Source organism: Paractinoplanes bogorensis, assembly GCF_018829635.1.
Lineage (GTDB): Bacteria > Actinomycetota > Actinomycetes > Mycobacteriales > Micromonosporaceae > Actinoplanes > Actinoplanes bogorensis.
Genome location: NZ_JAHKKG010000002.1, coordinates 35836 through 56180, shown reverse-complemented (window position 1 = coordinate 56180; position 20345 = coordinate 35836). Strand labels below are relative to the sequence as shown.

General features: G+C 69.5%; 28 protein-coding genes. 14 read left to right on the top strand and 14 right to left on the bottom strand.

Going from position 1 to position 20345, the window contains the following annotated elements; translation table 11 throughout:
- Positions 1-22: 22 nt before the first annotated feature.
- A complete protein-coding gene (locus KOI35_RS05035; RefSeq protein WP_215784867.1) occupies positions 23-1441 on the bottom strand; it encodes a DNA-3-methyladenine glycosylase 2 family protein in 1419 nt (472 codons plus the stop codon).
- Positions 1442-1549: 108 nt separating this feature from the next.
- Here KOI35_RS05035 and KOI35_RS05030 point away from each other — a divergent pair, with 108 nt between their 5' ends.
- Positions 1550-2368 carry an alpha/beta fold hydrolase gene (locus KOI35_RS05030; RefSeq protein ID WP_215784866.1) on the top strand — a complete coding sequence of 273 codons (819 nt, stop codon included), beginning with the start codon at positions 1550-1552 and terminating at the stop codon, positions 2366-2368.
- Positions 2369-2390: 22 nt separating this feature from the next.
- Entirely contained in the window at positions 2391-3476 is a 1086-nt protein-coding gene (gene ychF, locus KOI35_RS05025) for a redox-regulated ATPase YchF (protein ID WP_215784865.1), read from the top strand.
- A 20-nt stretch (positions 3477-3496) separates the two neighbouring features.
- Here the strand turns inward: ychF and KOI35_RS05020 are convergent, their stop codons facing one another.
- The 3 genes from KOI35_RS05020 to KOI35_RS05010 all read right to left on the bottom strand — a co-directional run bounded on the left by KOI35_RS05020 (position 3497) and on the right by KOI35_RS05010 (position 4802).
- On the bottom strand, positions 3497-3865 hold the full coding sequence (locus tag KOI35_RS05020) for a tyrosine-type recombinase/integrase (RefSeq protein ID WP_215784864.1): 369 nt from the start codon (positions 3863-3865) through the stop codon (positions 3497-3499).
- Positions 3866-3988: 123 nt separating this feature from the next.
- On the bottom strand, positions 3989-4627 hold the full coding sequence (locus KOI35_RS05015; protein WP_215784863.1) for a site-specific integrase: 639 nt from the start codon (positions 4625-4627) through the stop codon (positions 3989-3991).
- Positions 4614-4802 (bottom strand): hypothetical protein, encoded by a 189-nt coding sequence (locus KOI35_RS05010; RefSeq protein WP_215784862.1) that lies wholly within the window; start codon positions 4800-4802, stop codon positions 4614-4616. The genes KOI35_RS05015 and KOI35_RS05010 overlap by 14 nt, the downstream gene beginning before the upstream one ends.
- 4 nt (positions 4803-4806) lie before the next feature.
- Here KOI35_RS05010 and KOI35_RS05005 point away from each other — a divergent pair, with 4 nt between their 5' ends.
- The 5 genes from KOI35_RS05005 to KOI35_RS04985 all read left to right on the top strand — a co-directional run bounded on the left by KOI35_RS05005 (position 4807) and on the right by KOI35_RS04985 (position 8211).
- Positions 4807-5361 (top strand): hypothetical protein, encoded by a 555-nt coding sequence (locus KOI35_RS05005; protein WP_215784861.1) that lies wholly within the window; start codon positions 4807-4809, stop codon positions 5359-5361.
- Positions 5362-5449: 88 nt separating this feature from the next.
- Positions 5450-6673 (top strand): helix-turn-helix domain-containing protein, encoded by a 1224-nt coding sequence (locus tag KOI35_RS05000; protein WP_215784860.1) that lies wholly within the window; start codon positions 5450-5452, stop codon positions 6671-6673.
- A gap of 241 nt (positions 6674-6914) precedes the next feature.
- On the top strand, positions 6915-7130 hold the full coding sequence (locus KOI35_RS04995) for a hypothetical protein (protein ID WP_215784859.1): 216 nt from the start codon (positions 6915-6917) through the stop codon (positions 7128-7130).
- Positions 7131-7140: 10 nt separating this feature from the next.
- Positions 7141-7365, top strand: a complete 225-nt coding sequence (locus KOI35_RS04990) for a helix-turn-helix transcriptional regulator (RefSeq protein WP_215784858.1) — start codon at positions 7141-7143, stop codon at positions 7363-7365.
- Between the two features lie 267 nt (positions 7366-7632).
- Positions 7633-8211 (top strand): hypothetical protein, encoded by a 579-nt coding sequence (locus KOI35_RS04985; protein WP_215784857.1) that lies wholly within the window; start codon positions 7633-7635, stop codon positions 8209-8211.
- A gap of 129 nt (positions 8212-8340) precedes the next feature.
- On the opposite strand, the gene KOI35_RS04980 is transcribed toward KOI35_RS04985, so the two are convergent.
- Both KOI35_RS04980 and KOI35_RS04975 read right to left on the bottom strand, forming a co-directional pair.
- Positions 8341-8874: a hypothetical protein gene (locus tag KOI35_RS04980; protein ID WP_215784856.1), complete on the bottom strand. Its 534-nt coding sequence runs from the start codon at positions 8872-8874 to the stop codon at positions 8341-8343.
- A gap of 50 nt (positions 8875-8924) precedes the next feature.
- Positions 8925-9392, bottom strand: coding sequence for a hypothetical protein (locus KOI35_RS04975; RefSeq protein WP_215784855.1), 468 nt, complete (start codon positions 9390-9392; stop codon positions 8925-8927).
- Positions 9393-9753: 361 nt separating this feature from the next.
- On the opposite strand from KOI35_RS04975, the gene KOI35_RS04970 reads away from it, so the two are divergent.
- The 3 genes from KOI35_RS04970 to KOI35_RS04960 are packed head-to-tail and all read left to right on the top strand — an operon-like array spanning position 9754 to position 10834.
- Positions 9754-9993 (top strand): hypothetical protein, encoded by a 240-nt coding sequence (locus KOI35_RS04970; RefSeq protein WP_215784854.1) that lies wholly within the window; start codon positions 9754-9756, stop codon positions 9991-9993.
- Positions 9990-10385 (top strand): PIN domain-containing protein, encoded by a 396-nt coding sequence (locus KOI35_RS04965; protein ID WP_215784853.1) that lies wholly within the window; start codon positions 9990-9992, stop codon positions 10383-10385. The genes KOI35_RS04970 and KOI35_RS04965 overlap by 4 nt, the downstream gene beginning before the upstream one ends.
- A complete protein-coding gene (locus KOI35_RS04960) occupies positions 10382-10834 on the top strand; it encodes a nucleoside 2-deoxyribosyltransferase domain-containing protein (protein WP_215784852.1) in 453 nt (150 codons plus the stop codon). Before KOI35_RS04965 ends, KOI35_RS04960 begins: the two co-directional genes overlap by 4 nt.
- On the opposite strand, the gene KOI35_RS04955 is transcribed toward KOI35_RS04960, so the two are convergent.
- The 4 genes from KOI35_RS04955 to KOI35_RS04940 are packed head-to-tail and all read right to left on the bottom strand — an operon-like array spanning position 10831 to position 14535.
- Positions 10831-11418 carry a Uma2 family endonuclease gene (locus KOI35_RS04955; RefSeq protein WP_215784851.1) on the bottom strand — a complete coding sequence of 196 codons (588 nt, stop codon included), beginning with the start codon at positions 11416-11418 and terminating at the stop codon, positions 10831-10833. The genes KOI35_RS04960 and KOI35_RS04955 overlap by 4 nt on opposite strands.
- Before the next feature lie 5 nt (positions 11419-11423).
- A complete protein-coding gene (locus tag KOI35_RS04950; protein ID WP_215784850.1) occupies positions 11424-12515 on the bottom strand; it encodes an alcohol dehydrogenase catalytic domain-containing protein in 1092 nt (363 codons plus the stop codon).
- Entirely contained in the window at positions 12512-13909 is a 1398-nt protein-coding gene (locus KOI35_RS04945; RefSeq protein ID WP_215784849.1) for an aldehyde dehydrogenase family protein, read from the bottom strand. The genes KOI35_RS04950 and KOI35_RS04945 overlap by 4 nt, the downstream gene beginning before the upstream one ends.
- Positions 13909-14535: a TetR/AcrR family transcriptional regulator C-terminal domain-containing protein gene (locus tag KOI35_RS04940; RefSeq protein WP_215784848.1), complete on the bottom strand. Its 627-nt coding sequence runs from the start codon at positions 14533-14535 to the stop codon at positions 13909-13911. The genes KOI35_RS04945 and KOI35_RS04940 overlap by 1 nt, the downstream gene beginning before the upstream one ends.
- A gap of 117 nt (positions 14536-14652) precedes the next feature.
- On the opposite strand from KOI35_RS04940, the gene KOI35_RS04935 reads away from it, so the two are divergent.
- Both KOI35_RS04935 and KOI35_RS04930 read left to right on the top strand, forming a co-directional pair.
- On the top strand, positions 14653-15825 hold the full coding sequence (locus KOI35_RS04935; protein WP_215784847.1) for an acyl-CoA dehydrogenase family protein: 1173 nt from the start codon (positions 14653-14655) through the stop codon (positions 15823-15825).
- Positions 15822-17354 (top strand): long-chain-fatty-acid--CoA ligase, encoded by a 1533-nt coding sequence (locus KOI35_RS04930; protein ID WP_215784846.1) that lies wholly within the window; start codon positions 15822-15824, stop codon positions 17352-17354. The genes KOI35_RS04935 and KOI35_RS04930 overlap by 4 nt, the downstream gene beginning before the upstream one ends.
- Here KOI35_RS04930 and KOI35_RS04925 read toward each other — a convergent pair.
- Positions 17334-17756 carry a (deoxy)nucleoside triphosphate pyrophosphohydrolase gene (locus KOI35_RS04925; RefSeq protein ID WP_215784845.1) on the bottom strand — a complete coding sequence of 141 codons (423 nt, stop codon included), beginning with the start codon at positions 17754-17756 and terminating at the stop codon, positions 17334-17336. The two genes, KOI35_RS04930 and KOI35_RS04925, sit on opposite strands and share 21 nt — an antisense overlap.
- 182 nt (positions 17757-17938) lie before the next feature.
- Between KOI35_RS04925 and KOI35_RS04920 the strand changes: the two genes are divergently transcribed.
- Positions 17939-18256 (top strand): 4a-hydroxytetrahydrobiopterin dehydratase, encoded by a 318-nt coding sequence (locus KOI35_RS04920; protein WP_215784844.1) that lies wholly within the window; start codon positions 17939-17941, stop codon positions 18254-18256.
- 16 nt (positions 18257-18272) lie between these two features.
- Positions 18273-18635, top strand: coding sequence for a PH domain-containing protein (locus KOI35_RS04915; RefSeq protein ID WP_215784843.1), 363 nt, complete (start codon positions 18273-18275; stop codon positions 18633-18635).
- Here the strand turns inward: KOI35_RS04915 and KOI35_RS04910 are convergent.
- From KOI35_RS04910 to KOI35_RS04900, 3 genes are read right to left on the bottom strand one after another with little or no spacing between them, the layout of a single operon-like run.
- Positions 18630-19358 carry a Type 1 glutamine amidotransferase-like domain-containing protein gene (locus KOI35_RS04910; RefSeq protein ID WP_215784842.1) on the bottom strand — a complete coding sequence of 243 codons (729 nt, stop codon included), beginning with the start codon at positions 19356-19358 and terminating at the stop codon, positions 18630-18632. The two genes, KOI35_RS04915 and KOI35_RS04910, sit on opposite strands and share 6 nt — an antisense overlap.
- Positions 19355-20188, bottom strand: a complete 834-nt coding sequence (locus KOI35_RS04905) for a nucleotidyltransferase domain-containing protein (RefSeq protein WP_215784841.1) — start codon at positions 20186-20188, stop codon at positions 19355-19357. The genes KOI35_RS04910 and KOI35_RS04905 overlap by 4 nt, the downstream gene beginning before the upstream one ends.
- Positions 20185-20340 carry a hypothetical protein gene (locus KOI35_RS04900; RefSeq protein ID WP_215784840.1) on the bottom strand — a complete coding sequence of 52 codons (156 nt, stop codon included), beginning with the start codon at positions 20338-20340 and terminating at the stop codon, positions 20185-20187. Before KOI35_RS04900 ends, KOI35_RS04905 begins: the two co-directional genes overlap by 4 nt.
- Positions 20341-20345: the final 5 nt, after the last annotated feature.

The following is a 20345-nucleotide window of genomic DNA, read 5'->3' as shown; positions in this document are numbered from 1 at the left end:
CGTGGGGACGGCCTGTGGATAACTACGCCGCTTTCCACAGGCGGATGAGGGCGTACGACCGCCACGGGCGCCACCTCTCGGCGTACGCGGAAAGGGTCTTGGGGTCGTCGGGCAGCCCGAGAGCCTTGGCGCCCCGGCGAACCGCCAGGTCGGTGGGCAGGAAGACGTCCGGATCGCCGATCGCCCGCATGGCCACGTAACCCGCGGTCCAGGCGCCGATGCCGGGCAGTTCGGTGAGGCGGGCGACCGTTTCGTCGCGATCCGCACCCGGGTCGAGGTCGATCTTGCCGTCGGCGACCGCGCCGGCCAGCGCCCGGATCGTGTCGCGGCGGGCCACCGGCATCCCGAACGCGTCGTCCGGCAGTTCGGCGATCTCGGCCGCGGCCGGGAACCCGATCAGCTCGCCCGGCTTCTTGAACGACCGGATCATCCGGCCCAGCGTGGTGCGTGCGCCGGCCACGCTGACCTGCTGCCCGACGATCGCCCGGACGGCGATCTCGAAGCCGTCGACCGAACGCGGCACGCGGACGCCGGGCTCGTTCCGCACCATCTCGGCGAACGCCGGATCGGCGCCCAGCGTCGCGTCGACCGCCTCGGGGTCGGCGTCCAGATCGAACAGTCGCCGGGCGCGGGCCACGGCCGGCGCCAGGTCACGCACGTCGCTGAGCCGCAGCGTGGCCGAGACCCAGCGGTCGGCCGGGCTGAGCGAGACGGTCGCGCTTCCGTGCGGCAGAGACAGACCTCTCCGGTACGTGTTCCCGACGCGCTCCTCCACACCCGGGAGTGCCCGCGTCTCGAGAAAATCGAGCAGCGACGCGGCGTGCAACGGCGACCGGTAGGCGAGCCGGAGATTGATCGTCCCGGCCTCGTTCGGCGTGACCTTGCGGCGCTCGCGCAGCCCGCTCGGCGCCTGCGCGTACACCTCGAGAATCGTGTCGTTGAACTGGCGGACGCTGCCGAACCCGGCCGCGAACGCGATCTCGGCCAGGCCCAGGTCGGTGGTCTCGATGAGGATGCGGGCGGTCTGCGCGCGCTGGGCCCGGGCCAGGGCCAGCGGACCGGCCCCGAGTTCGGCCGTGAGCAGCCGGTTGAGGTGCCGCTCGGTGTAGCCGAGGCGACCGGCCAGGCCGGGCACGCCCTCGCGGTCGACCACGCCGTCGCCGATCAGCCGCATCGCGCGTCCGACCAGATCCGCCCGTACGTCCCACTCGGGCGACCCGGGTGCCGCGTCGGGACGGCAGCGCTTGCAGGCGCGGAACCCGGCCCGCTGGGCGGCGGCCGCGCTCGGATAGAAGCGGACGTTCGCCCGCTTCGGGGTCATCGCCGGGCAGGACGGCCGGCAGTAGATGCCGGTGCTGGTCACCGCGGTGCAGAACCAGCCGTCGAAGCGCTGGTCCCGGCTGTCCACGGCGCGGTAGCACCGTTCGAAGTCCAGTTCCATGCCCTGAATTCTGCTGCGTTTCCGTTCGCGTGGCTGGCGGGATTCGGACATGGCCATGGCGTGTCAACTTTGGTTGACGGGTCGCTCGATGTCAACTACGGTTGACGCATGGAGACTTCGGCGAAGCTCGACATCCGGTACCGGACCTTCGGGGGCGGCGGGCCCAAGATCGTGCTGCTGCACGGCGGGCTGCAGACGTCCCGCAACTTCCGACGGCTCGCGCAAGCACTGGCCAGTTCCTTCACCGTGTACGTCCCGGACCGTCGCGGGCGTGGCCTGAGTGGCCCGGTGTTCGCCGGCTACGGCCTGGACGGCGAGGTCGACGATCTGCGGGCGGTGCTCGACGAGACCGGGGCCGGATACATCTTCGGGCTCAGTTCGGGCGCCGTGATCGCGCTGCAGGCCGCGCTCGAGCTGCCGCAGATCCGGCGCCTGGCCCTGTACGAGCCGCCGATCTGGCACGACACCACCAACCCGGTGGCGTGGCGTCCCCGCTTCGAGAAAGAACTGGCGGCCGGGCGTACGGCGTCCGCCTTCGTCACCACGGTGAAGGGGGCGGGCGGGCTGCGCGGGGTGCCGCGGGCCGCGATCACGCCCCTGGTGCGCCTGGGGATCCGGCTCGACGGGCGCAGCAACCGGCCCGCCGACTACACGTCGCTGGGGCGGCTCGTGCCCACGATGAGTCAGGACGCCACCGTGGTCGAAGAGGCGGCCGGGCCGTTGACCCGTTTCGCCGGCGTCGGCGCGGAGACGTTGCTGCTCGGCGGGGACCGCTCACCGGCGTACCTGAAACGGGTCTTGACCGGCCTGGAAGGGGTTTTGCCGCAGGTGCGTCGCGTGACCCTGCACGGTGTCGGCCACCTCGCGGCGGACGATCGGGGCAAGCCGGAACTGGTCGCGGCGGAACTGCGGAAGTTCTTCGGGTGAGGCTTGCGTAGACTGGCGTTCCGTGAGCCTCACCATCGGAATCGTCGGCCTGCCCAACGTCGGCAAGAGCACCCTCTTCAACGCCCTGACCAAGAACGACGTGCTCGCCGCGAACTACCCGTTCGCGACGATCGAGCCCAACGTCGGCGTGGTCGGGCTGCCCGACGAGCGGCTCCCGCGCCTGGCCTCGCTCTACAGCAGCGAAAAGATCATTCCGGCTCCGGTGAGCTTCGTCGACATCGCCGGCCTGGTCCGCGGCGCGTCGAAGGGGCAGGGCCGCGGCAACGCGTTCCTGGCCAACATCCGCGACGCGTCGGCGATCTGCCAGGTCGTGCGCGCCTTCAGCGACCCGAACGTGCTGCACGTCGACGGCAAGGTGTCCCCGTCCGACGACATCGAGACGATCAACACCGAGCTGATCCTGGCCGACCTGCAGACAGTCGAGAAGGCGCTGCCCCGCCTGCAGAAGGAAGCGAAGCTCAAGAAGGACCGGGCGCCGGTCGTGGCCGCCGCCGAGGCCGCGTTCAAGTTGCTCAACGACGGCGTGACGCTGCACGCGGGGGCCGCCGCGGCCGACATCGACGTGTCCCTGCTGGGCGAACTCCACCTGCTGACCACGAAGCCGTTCCTGTACGTCTTCAACGTCGACGAGGCCGAACTCAACAACGCCGAGTTCCTCGACGAACTGCGCGCCCTGGTCGCTCCGGCCGAGGCCGTCTTCATGGACGCCAAGATCGAGTCCGAGCTGATCGACCTCCCGGCGGACGAGGCCCAGGAACTGCTCGAGTCCACCGGCCAGACCGAGCCCGGCCTCGACCAGCTGATCCGGATCGGCTTCAACACGCTGGGCCTCCAGACCTACCTGACGGCCGGCCCGAAGGAGGCGCGGGCCTGGGTGATCCCGGTCGGCGCGACCGCCCCCGAGGCGGCGGGCGTCATCCACTCGGACTTCCAGCGAGGCTTCATCAAGGCCGAGATCGTCTCGTTCGACGACCTGATGGCGGCAGGCACGATGGCGGCGGCCAAGGCCGCCGGCAAGGTCCGCATGGAGGGCAAGGACTACATCATGAAAGACGGCGACGTGGTGGAGTTCCGCTTCAACGTGTAGTTCAGGCATTCCATCGCAGGTCAGCCCACCTTCACCGGAGCGGCGGTCCGCGAGGAGTCCGCAAGCGCCGCGGCGGCCACCGCCACGGTCACCTCGGCGATCAGCTCGTCTGCGGCCTTGCGGGTGCGGTCCTCGGTCATCGGCCAGAGGTGCGCGTACGTGTTGAGCGTCGTGGTCGCCTTCACGTGGCCGAGCGCCTTCTGGACGGTCACCACGTCGCACCCTGCGGCGATCAGGCCCGAGGCGTAGAAGTGCCGGAGGTCGTGCAGGGTCACGCCCTCGACGCCGGCCAGCTTGCACGTCTTGCGCCACCAGTAGCCGATCGTGTTCTGGTGCGGCGGGTTCTCGCCCTCGCCGAGGAACAGCCACCCGGGCGTGCTCGCGGCCATGCTGCCGACGTGGACGGACAGGCGCTTCGACGAGCCCGGTCGCGAGGAACACTGTGCGCTCGCTGCCGTACTTCGGCGGCGTGATCTCGATCGTGCCACCGTCGCCGCGCTGAACCTGCCGGGTCACCCGCAGCGTGCGGCGCAGGAAGTCGATGTCGCGCACCTGAACGGCGGCGGCTCGCCCAGGCGCAGGCCGGCGAACGCGGCCAGCGCGATGAACACGCGGAACCAGGCGGGCGCCGCCTCGAGGATCGCGCGCACCAGGTCGGGCGTCGGGATCTCCATCGCCGCCTCGGCCCGGCGCTGGCGGGGCAGCTTCACGCCGTCGCTCGGGTTGCTGGCGATCAGCCGGTCACGGACCGCCGCGCGAAGCACCGTGCGGACGTTCTGCACGCGGGTCTTGATCGTGCCCGGTGCCAGGCCGCGGGCCTCCATCGCCTTGACCCAGGCCTCGACGTGCGACCTGTGCAGTGCCTTCAGCGGCACGTCGGGGAACGTCACGCACCCCGCAGCCAGCCGCATCGCTCGGCCGGTGCCCGTCGCCCACACCTGCCGTTCCGACCACTCGGCGAAGTAGCGAGCGAACGTCATCAGCCCGGCCTTCGGGTCGACGTACGTCCCGGTGACGGTGGCCGCGGTGACCTCGTCGAGCCAGCGCTGGGCGTCGACCTTGCGCGCGAAGTGGCGCGCGTGCTCCTTGCCAGCCTCGTCGCGGTACCGGGCTCGCCACTTGCCGTCAGGGCGCTTCTTAACGCTTGCCACGGTCTGCCGCCTTCTCGTCGAGGCCAAGGCCTTCGGCGATTGCGATCTGGTTCTCGGCGTACGCGCGGATGTCCTGGTCGGCGGAGAGATCCCAGTCGGTGACTTCCTTGATGGCGCGCTGGGTCTCGGGGTGCTCTTTCAGGTGAGCGCCCAGTTTGGCGGCGGCGTGGCGCAAGGTCGTGCAGCTGATCAAGGGCACCGGCCCGCTGTCCGGCAGCTTCGGAAACGGGTACAGGCCGGGCGACCCGAAATGGCACGGGAGCGGCAGGGCCGTCGACTGGATGGGCTACAACCAGGACGCCCTCGCATCGTTCCTCGCCAGCAAGCGCCCTCTCGAGCTGATCCACCGCACCAGCCGACGTGACTACGCCTACACCCGCGGCGTCAACAAGGGCAGTTTCAACGAGGCCCTGATGAACGCGCACCGCAACCACATCCACATCGCCATGCAGAACGGCGGCGTCATCCGCGAGCCGGTGCTGGGCATCGGCGCGAGCGGACGCAGCTACAGCTTCGGCGATGGCTACCGGCCGGAGCGGGTCGTCCCGATGGGCGCGGGCCCGGGTGCCGGGTCCGGCGGCGGAAGCGTCTACAACATCCGGATCGAGCCGAAGATCCCCGTCGGCTCGCACCCGGTCGAGGTCGGGGCTGCTATCGCGAGAGCACTGGAACCGTACTTCAGGGCTGGCGGATCCATCGTCGGCAGGGACGGCGTGGAAATCAGGACTACCTAGTAGTTCATCGTCTCGGAGTACCGTCGATGTCTGGCGGCCGGTTGTAGCGGCCGGCCGCCCACCCTGACCGCTACCAGGGGAGCACGACATGTCCGAACCGGAACTGTCCGAGCTGGCATTCGGCGCACGCCTGCGCGCCCTACGCGAACGGTCGGGGAAGAGCAGACCTGTCCTCGGCGGCCTCGTCGGCCGGTCGAGCGACTGGGTGAAAGCGCTGGAGAACGGCCGGCTGCTCACACCCCGCATGCCGATGCTGGTCCGGCTCGCCGAGGCGCTCGACGTGCAGGACCTCTCCCAGCTCACCGGGAGCCACCGCATCCCGCTCGGCAGCATCACGAAGGCCCCGGTGCCCGGGATGGACGCGGTCACGCAGGCGCTGCTCAAGCCGACCACGGCCACGCACCCGATCGTCGTGGACGAGCTCGTCGGCCGCGTCGACATGGCGTGGGGTGTGTGGCACGGATCCACCACCGAGCGCACCGCGATCGCCGCCGTGCTGCCCGACCTCGTCGGGACCGCCCGCGCCACCACCCAGGCGACCGAAGGCCTCGACCGGCGCCGCGCCCGCGCCGAGCTGGCCCGCGTGTACCACCTCGTCCAGCTCGTCAACGCCTACCAGCCCGCCGAGCAGCTGTCCTGGTTGTCCGCGGACCGGGCGTACACCGCGGCGCAGGAGGCCGACGACCCGGACGCTCAGGCCATCGCCGCCTGGTACTACGCGCACCTCTACCGGTCGGCCGGCCAGGCGGACATGGCCGTCGACATGCTGACCGAGGCACTCGGCCGCCTGGCGCCCGGCGACGACCCCGCCTCCCGCTCCGTTCTGGGGATCGTGCACCTCGGCCTCGCCCTGGCGCACGCCAAGGCCGGCCGTGCCGGCGCCGCTCTGGGCCACTGGGACACCGCCTCCGATGTGGCGCGTCGTCTCCCGGCCGGCTACACCCATCCGTGGCTGCTGTTCGGCGTCGCGGCCGTGGACGTCTACCGGATCACCGTCGAGGCCGACCTGTGCCGGTTCGGTGAGGCCGAGCAGGTGGCCAGGAACGCCGACTACCGGGCGCTGCCGTCGCACACCCGACGGGCTTTCTTCCTGATTGAGCAGGCCCGCCGGTGCCGGGGCAAGCAGGACGACGTGGGCGTCGTGTACTTCCTCGGCAAGGCGCTGCGGGAGTCGCTCGACACGACCCGCCATCACCCGATCGCCCGGGCCGCGGTCGTCGAGCTCGTCGGCCGGCCCGGTGTGGTCGGCGAAGACGCCCGAGAACTCGCCCTCGTGATCGGCCTCGAGGGAGATCGGGGATACGTCGGCTAGGGGGAGAAACTGTCCCCGCCGTGTCCCTGTGGCCGTCCTAGCTTTCTGTGTAACGGCGGCGGCTACTGAGACAGCGGGTACTCGTTTCCCCCGTGGACGCACGGTGGCCGCCGCCGCCCAACTGGTCCGTTTGGACCAGTCGCGATCACGGCGGCGGCTCTTTTGTCGGGGAGGACGGGGGCCGTCGCCGCCCACGGTCCCGACCTGCTGATCGGAGCCGTGCGACCTGGGGAGGCGGACCGTGACGACACCCGAAGAGCGGCACCAGGGCGCAGTCGAGGCTGCCCGGGAGTGGTGCGAGGACGAGCGGCGGAGCTACGTCGACGTCGACGAGGAGACCGCCGAGCGGCGCACCTTCGTCCGCCAGATCCTCGAAGCGACCCCGGACCTGGTCCAACTCGGTGACGGCGTCTGGTACGCCGAGAAGGACCCCGAGCACCGCATCTTCTGGGCCTAGGCTGCCCGGTATGGCAGCACCCGAGGTCATGGGTCGCGCCGAGATCGCTATGCGTCTCGGCCTCGACCGGCGCACCGACTACTACAAGGTCTACCGGCTCACCCTCCGGCCGGGTTTCCCGGCGCCATGGAAGCTCAAGGGCGGCTACGTGTGGGCTACCGCCGACGTCGAGGCCTGGATCGCCGAGCACCGACCCGACCGCGGCGACGGCGACGGCGACGGCGACGGCGACTAAATCCTGCCAGCCGCTGGCGGAATTCGGCCACGTCATGGCCGAATCCGTGCGCCGCTCACGGGTTTCAGATTGCGCAGGCGCGTGCGCAATCCCGCCACGTGGTTGGCGGAATCCTGGAGGCCGAACGGCTGAGTCAACCCCGGACGGCTTGAGGCCATCGGTCGGGGTTCGCCGCCGATCATCCAATTAGCTCTCCGAGGCGTGCGCACGGTGGCACGCAGCCCTCACCCTGTGGTCCCAACCCTCCACCGCCCCTGGGATCCCCGCATGACCGAGTTCCGAGCACCGTCCGTACGACGCCCGATCTGGCCCTGGCTGCTCGCCCTGGTCGCCGCCCTCGGCGTCGGTGCCGCCGGCGGCTGGGCGGCCGCCTCGAGCCGCTCAGAGGCGGTCCCCGCCGCTCAGGTCGTCACCGCCCCCTCGTCACCGTCGGCCGCGAGCTCGGCCGCCTCACCGTCGCCGACTACGCCGCCGGCAACGAAGGCGCTGAAGCTTGGCCAGACCCACAGCTTCACCGACAGCGAGGGATACGTCGCGGCCGTCACGGCGCTCGCGCATCGCCGTGCCGATGACGTCGAGGGTGTGCAGGTGCGGACCTGCAACCGCGGCAAGATCCCGTTCACGGCTTCGGAGCGGCCGTGGCTGCTGTCGTACGACGACGGCGAGCAGCTCGTCGACGTGACCGTCATCGGTGGCGGCCTGCCCTCGCCCGCGTTCGTCGAGCGGTCCCTGGCTGAGGGCAAGTGCGCCAAGGGCTGGATCGCCTTCGAGGCGCCGGCCACTGGCTCGCCCGACGGCATCGAGTACCGCATCGAGGGGACCACCAGCGCTCGCTGGGTGTGGTGACTCGGGCTGCAGAAATCGCGCAGGCGCTTGCGCAATTCGGCAACCGCATGCCGAATCGTGCCGCACAAGAATGCGGCCCGCCCCCCTGCTGGGGAGCGGGCCGCAAATGCGAACGGGCGGTGACGGACTTCAGCCCGTCCGGCGGATCGGTCGGGTGCGTGCGTCGCGGGCCGACCTCTCGTCGGCTCGGCCCTCGTCCGCCGACGCGTCGTCGCCGCGGCGAATCAGTCGCGGCCGCCGGGACTCGGCCGGGATCCGCTCGGTGCGGATCACCCGCGTCCGACCGTCCGGCAAGGATTCGACGTCCGGCAAGGGTTCGACCTGTCGTGCAAGATCACGCTGGCCCTCGCTGATCGGCTCCCGCCATGGGTGATCCAGAGCGGGTACGGCGGCAGCCCTCGGCAACATGCGCGTGCGGCGTTCCGGCGGTCCGAACTCCCCGGATCGCGTCCGGTGGCTCAGGTCAGCGGCCAGGTGCAGCACGGGCACGTCCTGCGGCTCGATCCCCACGACCAGGTCGGCCATGCCGTCCAGCACCATCCTCAGAGCGTCGAGGTGCTGCTCCGGGTCGATGATCGCCGACACCGTCCAGCCGTACGCGGCGATGCTGTCGAGCGCCGCGGCCAGGCGACCTTCCGGCGCTGAGCCGTCGCGACTGGTCACCAGTACCACCCGCGAGCCCCGCCCGGGCAGGTCTTGCGGGCGCCGGCCGCTCATCGGTCGGCCCCGTCCAGGTAGCCGAAGCCGTCGAGGATCGTGCGGGCCAGCTCGGCTGCCTGCTCCCACGTCGTCAGCTCCAGCTCGATGCGGACGTACAGGTTCGGCACGCCCACCGTGCCCTCGTCACGGTTGTCGGTGCGGGTCACGCGCAGGTCGAGGTTGGTGCCGCCGCCGGGGTGGAGGTCGAGCATTTTGCGGACGTGGCTGTCGGTGTGGTCGCCGCCCATGTGCAGGACCAGGCCGTTGAACGGGTCGCTCGGGTCGTCGGTGCCGTGGTCCTCGATGCACCAGTCGGGGCAGCTCTCGGGGCGGCCACTGACGCCGGGGCACGGGCCGTTCGGGAGGCCGGTCGCGGGGGCGAAGGTCGTGCGGTGCGGCTCGTGCGGCTCGGTCACGGCGCAGCGGACGGGTGGCCTGCTGTCGTTGATCCGGTCGCCGTTGTATTCGGGCATGATGCTCATGGGTCGCCTCCTGGGGCGATTCATGAGCCCGGCCGGTGTTGCGATCACCGCGTCCGGGCTCGCCTGGTTTGGGGTCTGTGAGGGGGTGGCACGCCGACCGGGGTGGTCCGCGGCAGTCCGCATGTGGTCCGCAGAGTGCTCGAAGACGGTCAACGTTGCTCAACGCAACCAAACGTAGTAAGCGCAGCTCAGGTAGGGCGTCGGTGAGAATGGCCAGGCCAGGGAATCGGTACGCGACGTTCCGCTTCAACGTCTGAGTTGTGAATCAACGTCGCCGACTGCAACTCGACGGCCGTAGTCCGAGTTCCGGCGGCGGTATGCGTGGCCTTGGACGGCGGTAATACCGTGGTATGGTCGACTTGTGGCTAGGACCAAGAAGGTGACGATCACGTTGCCGGTGGAGCTGCTGGAAAGCATGAAGTCGCACACCGACAACGTCTCCGGCTATCTCACCGAGCTGGCTGAGCGGGCCGAGCGTCGCCGGGCTCTGCGCGAAGAGCTTGACCTCTACCAGAGTGAGTTCGGGGCGTTCAGCGACGAAGAGATGGCTGAGGCTCGGGCGCTCCTGCACGGCGTCGAGGAGACCGGGCGCGCGGCGTGAGTCTCGAGTCACTGGTGCTCGACTCGCAGGGCTTGTCGTCGTGGATCGATCGCGACCGCAAGGTGATGCGGCTGCTGGAGCAGGCGGAGCGGGACGGGGCTGACTTTGCTGTCTCGGCCGCAACGATCATCGAGGTTTCCCACTCCGGTGTGGACATGGCCCGACTGAATTGGCTGCTGTCCCAGATCCGGGTCGAGGCGGTGACGAAGGAAAGTGCCCGGCGCAGTGCGGGGCTCCTGAAAGCGGCAGGACTGCACGGCCACAAATACGCCATCGATGCCATGGTCGCCGAGGTGGCGCTACGTTTGCCCGGGCCGGTGGTGATGCTGACCTCTGACGTCGATGACATGGCCAAACTATGCGGTGCTCGCGTTCGGCTGGTGGCGGTGTGATCGAGGTGGTGGCGCCGGAGCGACCGGCCTCACCGCTCGGGCCGGGGATTTTTCTGGCCGGGGGCATCAGTGGTGTCCGTGACTGGCAGCGGGACGCGATCGAGTGGCTGAAACCGGTCTGGCCTGTTGTCTACAACCCGCGTCGTGCTGATTTTCCGATGGGGGATGACGACGCGGGCGCTCGGCAGATCCGGTGGGAGTTCGAGCAGCTCGCGGTGGCCGATGCCGTGCTGTTCTGGTTCTCGTTCGAGACGATCCAACCCATTGTTCTGTACGAGTTGGGGCGCTGGGCGGCCTCGGACAAGCCGCTCGCCGTTGGAGCTGATCCGGGCTACGAGCGGCGGTTCGACGTGGTCGAGCAGCTCGGACTGGCCCGTCCGGAGCTGACGGTGCACGCCGATCTGGAGTCGACCTGCACCGCCGCCAACGAGCTGGTTGGCCGCTCCTAGCCTCGGTCGCGGCGAGCGGGCAACAGCCGGTCCAATTCAAGCTCGATCGTGAATGGCTTCGCGGCGTGCAGTTCGTTGCGATGGATTCCTGTCGGCGCGTAGAGGCGAGTAGGCCCGTCGAGCCCGTAGGCGTGAACTACCGGCTCTCCCTCCTCATCCTCAACCCGCCAATAGTTGGGGATGCCCGCCTCGGCGTATTTGCGAAGCTTGACGGTCCGGTCGCGGTGCGCCGACTCGGGAGAGACCACTTCTACGACGAGCAGCACCTGATCGGGTGTGAAGAAGGTCCGGTCAGGCTCGTACGGCGCCGTCGTGGCCAGGAGGTCTGCTTCGGGGCGATTTCGTGAGTCGAGTCGGATCGTCATCTCACGCTCGACTTCAATGCCCGGGGGTGCCTGTTCGGCCAGAGCGAGCGTCAAGGCAGTGACGAGCCGACCGTGCCAGTTCCGCTGGGGGGACATCATGAAGACGAGGGCTCCGTCGATCAATTCGGTATGACGGGGTGCTTCGGGGAGGTGGTCGAGGTCGTCGGCGAACCAGCCCTCGGGGCGGGGCGGGCGCATCCACTCGGGCACCGCGGTCATGGCTGTCACGGTAGCAACGCCACCGAGCGGGCGCCCTCGCCTCGGGACATGCGGTCGAACGCGTCGGGCACCTCGGCCAGCGTGATGCGGTCGGTGATCAGGTGGTCCAGGGACAGGCGGCCGGACAGCACGTCGTCGGCCAGGCGGGGGATCTCCAGGTCGGGGTCGGCTGAGCCGTAGACCGAGGAGCGCAGGGTGCGGGCCGACGAGAAGATGTCGAGCGCGGAGAGCGACACCTGGTCGTCGTTCGAGCCCATGCCGACCACGGTGACCTTGCCGCCTCGGCGGGTGGCTCGCCATGCGGCGCGGATGGTGGTGGAGCGGCCGACGCATTCGAAGGCGTGGTCGGCGCCCCGGCCCGCGGTGCGGGTGCGGATCTCTTTGGACAGAGTGTCGGACGAGACGACGAAGTCGGTGGCGCCGGCCGACTCGGCCAGGGCCTTCTTCGCCTCGCTGACGTCCACGGCGATCACCGAGGCGGCGCCGACGGCGCGGGCCGCCGCCACGACCGAGAGGCCCACGCCGCCCAGGCCGATCACCACCACCGACTCGCCGGGCTGCACCTGGGCCGTGTTGCGGACCGCGCCCGCGCCGGTCAGCACGCCGCAGCTCAGCAGGGCGGCCAGCTCGAGCGACAGGGCCGTCGGCACCCGGATGACCGCATTTTCCGGAGCCACCACCTGCTCGGCGAAGGCGCCCAGGCCGAGGGCCACGTGCACCGGCGCGCCGTCCAGGGTCATGCCGTTCTCCAGGGAGGCGACGCCCGACGAGGTCGAGCACAGCCACGGTTCGCCGTTCGCGCAGAACCAGCAGGTGCGGCAGGCCGGCTGCCAGTTGAGCACCACGTGGTCACCGACGGCGGCGCGGGTAACGTTCGCACCGACCTCGACCACTTCGCCGGCCGCCTCGTGCCCCAGCACCAAGGGAAACGAGGGGCGAATGGTTCCGTTGACCATGGACAGGTCGGAGTGGCAGACGCCGGCCGCACGGACCCGTACGCGAACCTGGCCGGGACCCACCTCGGGCCGATGCAGCTCGGTCACCTCGGGACGCGCGCCCGAGTCGCGCAGCACCAGGCCGTTGAAGAAAGCAGTCATCGCTGGATCGCCTTTACCTGCTGGAACTCGGCGAGGCCGTGCTCGCCCAGCTCACGTCCGACACCTGACTGCTTGTAACCACCGAACGGTGCCCGCGGGTTGAACGCGCCGCCGTTGATATCGACCTGGCCCGTACGCATCCGCCGCGCCACCGACAGCGCGCGTTCCTCGGAGCCCCAGACACCGCCGGCCAGTCCGTATTTCGAGTTGTTGGCGATCGCGACCGCCTCGTCGTCGTCGCCGAACGGGATGATCGACAGCACCGGCCCGAAGATCTCTTCCTGGGCGAGTTCGCTGTCCGGGTCGACGTCGGCGAACACGGTCGGAGCGACGAAATGTCCCTTTGGTGGCAACGGGACGTCAAGGCCGCCGGCGACCAGCCGCGCGGACGCCCGCTCGATGAAGCCGCGCACGCGAGAAAGCTGGGCGCCCGAGACCAGCGGCCCGAGACGCGTCGACTCGTCGAACGGATCACCGACGGTGTAGCCGCCCGCGGTCTTGGCCGCCAGGGCCACCGCCTCGTCGTAGAGACTGCGGTGCACCAGCATGCGGGTCCACGCCGTGCAGGTCTGGCCGGAGTTGAGGAACGCATTACCGACCCCCACCTTCACGGCTCGGGTCACGTCGGCGTCGGACAGGATGATGTTGGCCGACTTGCCGCCGAGCTCGAGCGCCACCTTGGCGATCCGGTCGGCCGCGGCGTGTGTGATCGCCCGCCCGGTAGCCGTCGAGCCGGTGAACGAGACCATGTCGACGTCGGGATGCCCGGCGATCGCGGCGCCGACGACCGGCCCGGTGCCGGTCACGACGTTGAGCACCCCGGCCGGAACCCCGGCCTCGGCGGCCGCGTCGACCAGCAGGAACGCGACGAGCGGGGTGAGCTCGCTCGGCTTGAGCACGACCGTGCAGCCGGCCGCCATCGCCGCGGCGACCTTGGCCACGACCTGGTGCAGCGGATAGTTCCACGGGGTGATCGCGCCGACCACGCCGATGGGCTCTCGGACGACCGTGGAGTTGCCGATCGTTTCCGGACCGGGCAGGGCGAGATCGGCGTACGAGCGAAGGACCGTGAGCGGAAGTCCGGCCTGGACCGCCTTGGCGACCTTGAGTGGCGTGCCCAGCTCGAGCCCGACGACCCGGGCGATCTCGGCCGCTCGTGCGCTCAAAGAGGAATGGAGCCGGTCGAGGACGGCAGCCCGCTCGGAGGAAACAGCCCACGCCGGGAAGGCGGCCCGGGCGGCGGCGACCGCTCGATCGACGTCGGCCTCCGTGCCCTCGGGCACGTGGGCCAGCACCTCCTCGGTGGCGGGATTTTCCACCGCGATCGTGGCGGGGGAGGAGGACGAGACCCACTCCCCGCCGATGTAGAGGTGTGGTCGGTCGAGCGATGTCATCAGCGGGTCCCCATCTCGTATCGGGCCGTGAGGCCGGTGATCAGCAGGTCCAGTCCGAGTTCGAAGGCGCCCTCGTCCACGGCTTCATGATGCTCCGCGAGCCGGGGCGCGTGGCCGAGGTGTGGATAACGTTCGTAGAGCTGTGGATCGGCGGCGAACCCGAGCGCGAACGACCCCAGCGCCGAGCCCGTGACCAGGTAACGCATGAGGGCACCGATGTGGGTGGCGCGGGCGTAGGACCATCCGGCGTCGACCAGGGCGCCGTACACGGCCTCGGCCATGGCCAGACCGCCCGGCCGGCGCCCGGGCCCCTGGGCCAGCACGGGCACGATGTTCGGGTGGGCGACGAGCACCGCGTGGTAGGAGCGCGCCCAGCGTCGCAGCGCCTCCGGCCACTCACAAAGCCCGAACGCCGACACGTCGACGTCGGCGATCACGGCGTCGGCAACCGCGTCCACTATGTCGGATTTAGTGGCGAAGTGGTTGTAGAGAGACGGTCCCTGCACGCCCAGTTCGGTGGCGAGCCGTCGGGTGGACAGCGCGTCCAACCCCTCGGCATCGACCAGAGACGCGGCTGCCTCGACGATCCGCTCCCGGGTGAGAAGGGCTTGTCGGGGGCGGGCCATGCGGGTCTCCTCGGGGTCGCAGTCGATCTTGGCTAGGCGGACTGAGCGAAAAGCGAGGCGGACTGAGCGAAAACTAGCACTGGACGTGTAAAAACTTACACCGCTAGTTTACGAGACATGGACTTCGAGCTCACCGACGAGGAACGCGCGATTCGCGACACCGCCCGCCAGTTCATCACCCGCGAGGTCATGCCGCTGGAGCAGGAGGCGCTGCTCCGCGAGCGCCGGCACGAGCCCGGCCTCGACCACAGCGAACTGCGCGAGCTGCAGCAAAAGGCCAAGAAGTTCGGCTTCTGGGGCCTGTCCACACCGGAGGAGTACGGCGGCATGAACCTGCCCGCCGTACTGCAATCGCTGATCTGGACCGAGGTGGGCCGCACGTTCGTGCAGTTCAAGTTTGGCGGCGAGGCCGACAACATCCTCTATTACGCCAATGACCAGCAGAAGGCGGAGTTCCTGATCCCCACGATCGAGGGCGACCGGATCTCCTGCTTCGCGATCACCGAGCCCGGCGCCGGCTCGGACGCGGCCAATATCAAGCTCAGCGCACGCCCGGACGGCGACGACTGGATCCTCAACGGCGAGAAGACGTTCATCACGAACGGCAACGACGCCGACTTCGTCATCGTGGTCGCGGTGACCGATCGCGAGAAGGGCGTACGCGGCGGCGGCACGACGGCGTTCCTGGTCGACCGGGCCATGGGCTGGCGCTCCGAGTTCATCCAGACCATGGGGGAGGGCGGGCCGGCGTCGCTGATCTTCGAGGACGTCCGCGTCCCCGCGCGCAACATCCTCGGCGAGATCGGTCAGGGCTTCGAGCTGGGCATGAAGTGGATCGGCAAGGGTCGCTACCTGATCCCGTCGAACGCGCTGGGCATCGCCGAGCGGGCCCTGGGCATGGCCGTCGACTATGCCAACACGCGCGAGACGTTCGGCCGCAAGATCGGCGAGAATCAGGCCATCCAGTGGATGATCGCCGACTCCGAGGTCGAGATCGAGGCCGCCCGCTGGCTCATCCTGCGCGCCGCGTGGACGGTTGACCAGGGCTGGGACCCGCGGCACTCGTCGTCGATGGCCAAGCTGTTCGGCGCGCGGATGGTCAACGACGTGGTCGACCGGGTCATGCAGATCCACGGCGGCATGGGGTACACCCGCGAGCTTCCGATCGAACGGTGGTACCGCCAGGTGCGACTTATGCGTATCTATGAGGGTACGGATGAGATGCAGCGTCTGATCATCTCCCGCGACCTGCTCCGCGGGTACACCAAGATCGGAGGGCACTTGGCATGACCCAGTTGTCGCTCGCCACCGTCCTGGCGGAGTCGGCCCGGAAGTATCCCGACAAACTTGCCGTGATCGACTCGGCCACCACCGAACGAGTCACCTATAAAGACCTTTGGCGACAGACCCTCGCGTACGCGGGAAGCCTGCGCGACAAAGGCATCCAGCCCGGTGACGTGGTTGCCGTCCAGATCCCCAACCTGGCCGACTTCCCCCGGGTCTACTACGCCGTGCTGGCGGCCGGCGGCACGATCGTCCCGATGCACCTGCTCCTGACGCCCGAGGAGAACGCGTACGTCCTGAAGGACAGCGGCGCGAAACTGCTGGTGGCCCACGCCAGCCAGCTGGAGGGGGCCACCGCGGCCGCCAAGATCGCCGGCATCCCGGTCGTCTCGGTCGGCCCCGAGGTGCCGGGAGTGGAACCGCTGCGGGGCGGGACGCCGCTCAAGACCTATGTGAGCCGCGAGGCCGAAGACGTCGCGGTCGTCTTCTATACGAGCGGCACCACCGGAAAACCCAAGGGCGCCCTGCTCACCCACCTCAACCTGGTGATGAACACGATCGTCAACGTGTTCGACGTCCATGAGCTGTACGACGACGACGTGGTGATGGGCTGCCTGCCGCTGTTCCACACATTCGGCCAGACCGTGGGCATGAACGGCACGTTCCGGCTCGGCGGCACGATCGTGCTGATGGCCCGGTTCAGCGGCGAGGCCGCGATCCCGCTGATGGTCAAGGAGAACGTGACCATCTTCCACGGCGTACCGACCATGTACATCGGCCTGCTCGAGGCCGCGGCCAAGGCGGACGCCCTGCCCGATCTGCGGATCTGCGTCTCCGGTGGGGCGTCGTTGCCGGTCGCGGTGCTGGAGAAGTTCACCGAGACGTTCCACGCGACGATCTACGAGGGCTACGGGCTGTCCGAGACCTCGCCGACCGCGACCACCAACCAGCCCGCGTTCGGCGCGAAGCCGGGCAGCGTCGGGCACCCGATCTGGGGCGTGGACGTGGAGATCGCGCGGGCCGAGATCGACGAGCGGATCGAGCTGCTGGACGACGGCGAGCTGGGCGAGATCGTGATCCGGGGGCACAACGTGTTCGCCGGCTATCTCAACAACCCGGACGCGACCGCCGAGGCTGTCGTCGACGGCTGGTTCCGTACGGGAGACCTCGGCATCAAGGACGCGGACGGCTTCATCTCGATCGTCGACCGCAAGAAGGACCTGGTGATCCGGGGCGGCTTCAACGTCTATCCGCGCGAGGTCGAGGAGGCGCTGGCCCGGCACCCGGCGGTGCAGCAGGTGGCGGTGATCGGCGTGCCCGACCCGGTGCACGGCGAGGAGATCTGCGCGGTGGTCGTGCCCGACGCCGGCGGCGTGACGGCCGAGGAGCTCATCGAGTGGTCGCGCGAGAAGCTGGGCAAGCATAAATATCCGCGCCAGATCCGGTTCGCCGAGACGCTGCCGCTGGGGCCGAGCTTCAAGGTGCTCAAGCGGGAGTTGCGGAAGACGTACGGATCAGATCAGCAGACCGGGTAGCTCGGCGACGATCGGCTTGTCCGCGGGCAGCCAGTGCACGCTGTCCAGCTCGTCCTTGGCGAGCCAGCGCATGGACGTGTGCTCCAGCGCCCGCGGCACGTCGCCCTCCAGAAGGCGTACGGCGAAGACGCGCAGCACGGCCCGGCCGTGCGCGAGGGGGACGTCGGGGCCGACCCGGTCACCGACCTCGACGCGGACGCCCAGCTCTTCGGAGCATTCGCGGGCCAGTGCCTCTTGATCGGTTTCGCCCGGTTCGACCTTGCCGCCCGGAAACTCCCACCGGCCGGCCACCTCGGGCGGGGCCGAGCGCTCGCAGGCCAGAACCCGTCCATCGGCGATGATCACCGCGGCCACGATTACCTTGCGTGACCTCTGTGCCTTGACGTGCTGTTTTGGCGGCATGATTCACAAGCTTCCCACAAAAGTTTACCGTTCATGGTGCCCGAGGCGTCCCGATCGTCACGCAAACACGGATATGTGGGCGTGGACATGTTTGTCATGGAAGGCAAGACTGTGGGCACCGACCATGACGACACGGCGACAGTTTGGCCACAAGCCGGCAACGACGCCTAGGGGGTGCGGCGATGCGGGTCAGAAAACAGCGGGGAAACCGCTCCGATTACCTCAGCGACGCGCTGACGCTGCTGAGCGGCTGGGAACGCGACGGCGTCCAGCTCAAGCGTGAGCTGGCGTGCGACGACAGTCAGCATGCCGCATTGACGGAACGGATCAAGGTGGCGGCGGACACACTGCGCATACGCCCCAGCATCCGGCGAACCGACGGTCACACTCAGATCTGTCTGGGTGACCGCGACGGCGACGCCCTCACGGACGGTGAGGTCACCCTGGCCGCCCGGATCGAGGATTTCTACCGCACGGTGACAAGTCCGCATAGCCCTTGATCGCTACCCTCGGGCCATGAGCGAAGTGGTTTACGACAACAAGGGCCAGCTCCAGCAGATCGAGAGCGGCCTGCTCGAGGGTGAGCAGATCATCGCGGTCTACGACGCGATCGGCGCCGGCACCGGCTTCATCGGGCTCACCAACCGGCGCGTCATCATCCAGGACAAGTCGTTCGTCGGGAAGCGGTTCGCGATCACCAGCATCCCGTACTCCAAGGTGAGCAGCGTCAGCGTGGTCAGCAACAAGAGCTGGGCCGGTCAGTTCTTCTCGACCGGCACCATCGCGATCACGGTCGGCACCCACACGTACGAGGTGGAGTTCCGCGGGTCGGAGAAGACCCACCACGTCCACAACGTGATCCTGCATTACGCGTCATAGAACACGGGTCGGCAGCGGCGTCTCGATCACCGAGCCGTCCGCCGAGCGCGTCAGCGCGTAGCCCAGCGGCCCGGGCCGGTCGGCCACCACCTCGGCCAGGGTGGTGCCGTGATAGACCAGCCCGGCACCGTCGTCGGTCGCGTAACCGTCGCCCAGCGTGCCGTCGCCGATCAGCTCGTGCATCTTGGGCCGGCGCTGCTCCTCGGCGTCGTAGTGCACGCCGTTCGAATAGGGCAGCCAGCCCAGCCCGTCGGTGAAGCCGCGCAGCTCGGGCCCGAAGCTGTCCGTGCTGCCGCCCTGGTGCCAGCAGATCGAACCGGCCGAGACCCCGCCGAGCACGACGCCGGACTGCCACGCCTCGTGCAGGATCCGGTCGACGCCGTGCACCCGCCACACCGCGCACAGGTTGGCCACGCTGCCGCCGTGCACCCAGATGATGTCCTGTCCGAGCAGGTGGGCGCGGATGTCGGCGACGTTCGGCATCGGGAAGAGCTGCAGGTGGGACGCGACGAACTCGGTGCCCGCGAAGGCCCGGTAGTGCGCACCGATCACCTCTTCCGGGTCGCCGGTGGCCTGGGTCAGCACGCAGATCCGCGGCCGCTCGGCGTGAGCCAGCTCGGCCGCGAGCCGATGGATCCGGCCGGGCCGCCAGTCGTGGCCGCCGAACCGGCCGACCTCGAAGAACGCGCTGGTGGCCAGGATCGTGGGCTGGTCGGCGGTCACCGGACCATCATCATGCACGCGTCCGCGGTGTCGAGCACGAGGTCGGCCGCGATGTCGATGGCCAGGCGCAATCGCAGCGGATCGCCCTCGAGCGCGCCGAACGCCTGGTCGACCCGTTCGGCGAACCGCTCCGGCGCACCCGGCAGTCGGTCGGTCGCGGCCACCGCACCCTTCTCGTTGATCAGCCACTGGCCGGCCGCGCCGTGCAGCGCGTGCGCACACACCCCGATCAGCCGGAACAGGCAGCCCGCGACATAGAGGGTGTCGCCGCGGCTCACCCCCTTACGCGCATTGGCGACCAGGAAGTCGGCCTCCCACAGCCCGGCGACCAGGGCCTGGGCCAGCGCCGGGGGATAGACCCGGAGCCGGCTCCGCAGTTTCGAGACCTCCCCGGTCGGGTCGCTCAGAACACGGCAAAGACCAAGTTCCCCCGCGTACGCGTGTGAGCCGAACCCGAGAGGATGCCCCGCCTGCTCGTGGAACGCGTAACGGCCCTGCTCGACGTCGGCCACCACCCCGCGTACGCGGTCGAGGTCGCGATAGATGAAATCCACCGCGCCGCCGTCCACCTCGAGCCACCCGCCCCCGTCGACCCACGGCCCCCAGCCACCGGGCCCGGTGACCTGAGCCGATTCGCCCGCGAAGGAGCGCGCCACCTCGCCCAGCCGGCCGATGTCGAGCGGCTGGCGGTAGTAGAGGCCGAGGTCGGTGTCGGAGTCGGGCGTGTGCGTGCCCCGGGCCCGGCTGCCGCCCAGCACCACGGCGACCACGCCGGGCACCCGCGCCACCTCGGCCGCGATCTCACCCAGCCGGGCGTCGCTCAGGCTCACGTGCGCGCCCCGAGGGAGCGGGCCTCGATCAGAACCCGGGTGGCGTGCGAGACGGACATGCCCTCCACGGTGATCCGGTCGTGCACCGCGCGCAACTGTTCCCGATATTTCCCGGCCGTGAAGCCGGGGACCGGGCCGAAGTCGGTCGTCACCCGCG

Excerpts from the sequence above, each read along its gene's own strand:
- KOI35_RS04925 (WP_215784845.1), bottom strand. The coding sequence starts at position 17,756 with ATGCCGCCAAAACAGCACGTCAAGGCACAGAGGTCACGCAAGGTAATC.
- KOI35_RS04915 (WP_215784843.1), top strand. The coding sequence starts at position 18,273 with ATGAGCGAAGTGGTTTACGACAACAAGGGCCAGCTCCAGCAGATCGAG.
- KOI35_RS04990 (WP_215784858.1), top strand. The coding sequence starts at position 7,141 with ATGGCAGCACCCGAGGTCATGGGTCGCGCCGAGATCGCTATGCGTCTC.
- KOI35_RS04920 (WP_215784844.1), top strand. The coding sequence starts at position 17,939 with ATGCGGGTCAGAAAACAGCGGGGAAACCGCTCCGATTACCTCAGCGAC.
- KOI35_RS05000 (WP_215784860.1), top strand. The coding sequence starts at position 5,450 with ATGTCCGAACCGGAACTGTCCGAGCTGGCATTCGGCGCACGCCTGCGC.
- KOI35_RS04985 (WP_215784857.1), top strand. The coding sequence starts at position 7,633 with ATGACCGAGTTCCGAGCACCGTCCGTACGACGCCCGATCTGGCCCTGG.
- KOI35_RS04945 (WP_215784849.1), bottom strand. The coding sequence starts at position 13,909 with ATGACATCGCTCGACCGACCACACCTCTACATCGGCGGGGAGTGGGTC.
- KOI35_RS05035 (WP_215784867.1), bottom strand. The coding sequence starts at position 1,441 with ATGGAACTGGACTTCGAACGGTGCTACCGCGCCGTGGACAGCCGGGAC.
- KOI35_RS04955 (WP_215784851.1), bottom strand. The coding sequence starts at position 11,418 with ATGACCGCGGTGCCCGAGTGGATGCGCCCGCCCCGCCCCGAGGGCTGG.
- KOI35_RS04950 (WP_215784850.1), bottom strand. The coding sequence starts at position 12,515 with ATGACTGCTTTCTTCAACGGCCTGGTGCTGCGCGACTCGGGCGCGCGT.
- KOI35_RS05030 (WP_215784866.1), top strand. The coding sequence starts at position 1,550 with ATGGAGACTTCGGCGAAGCTCGACATCCGGTACCGGACCTTCGGGGGC.
- KOI35_RS05020 (WP_215784864.1), bottom strand. The coding sequence starts at position 3,865 with ATGGCCGCGAGCACGCCCGGGTGGCTGTTCCTCGGCGAGGGCGAGAAC.
- KOI35_RS04940 (WP_215784848.1), bottom strand. The coding sequence starts at position 14,535 with ATGGCCCGCCCCCGACAAGCCCTTCTCACCCGGGAGCGGATCGTCGAG.
- KOI35_RS04930 (WP_215784846.1), top strand. The coding sequence starts at position 15,822 with ATGACCCAGTTGTCGCTCGCCACCGTCCTGGCGGAGTCGGCCCGGAAG.
- KOI35_RS04975 (WP_215784855.1), bottom strand. The coding sequence starts at position 9,392 with ATGAGCATCATGCCCGAATACAACGGCGACCGGATCAACGACAGCAGG.
- KOI35_RS04935 (WP_215784847.1), top strand. The coding sequence starts at position 14,653 with ATGGACTTCGAGCTCACCGACGAGGAACGCGCGATTCGCGACACCGCC.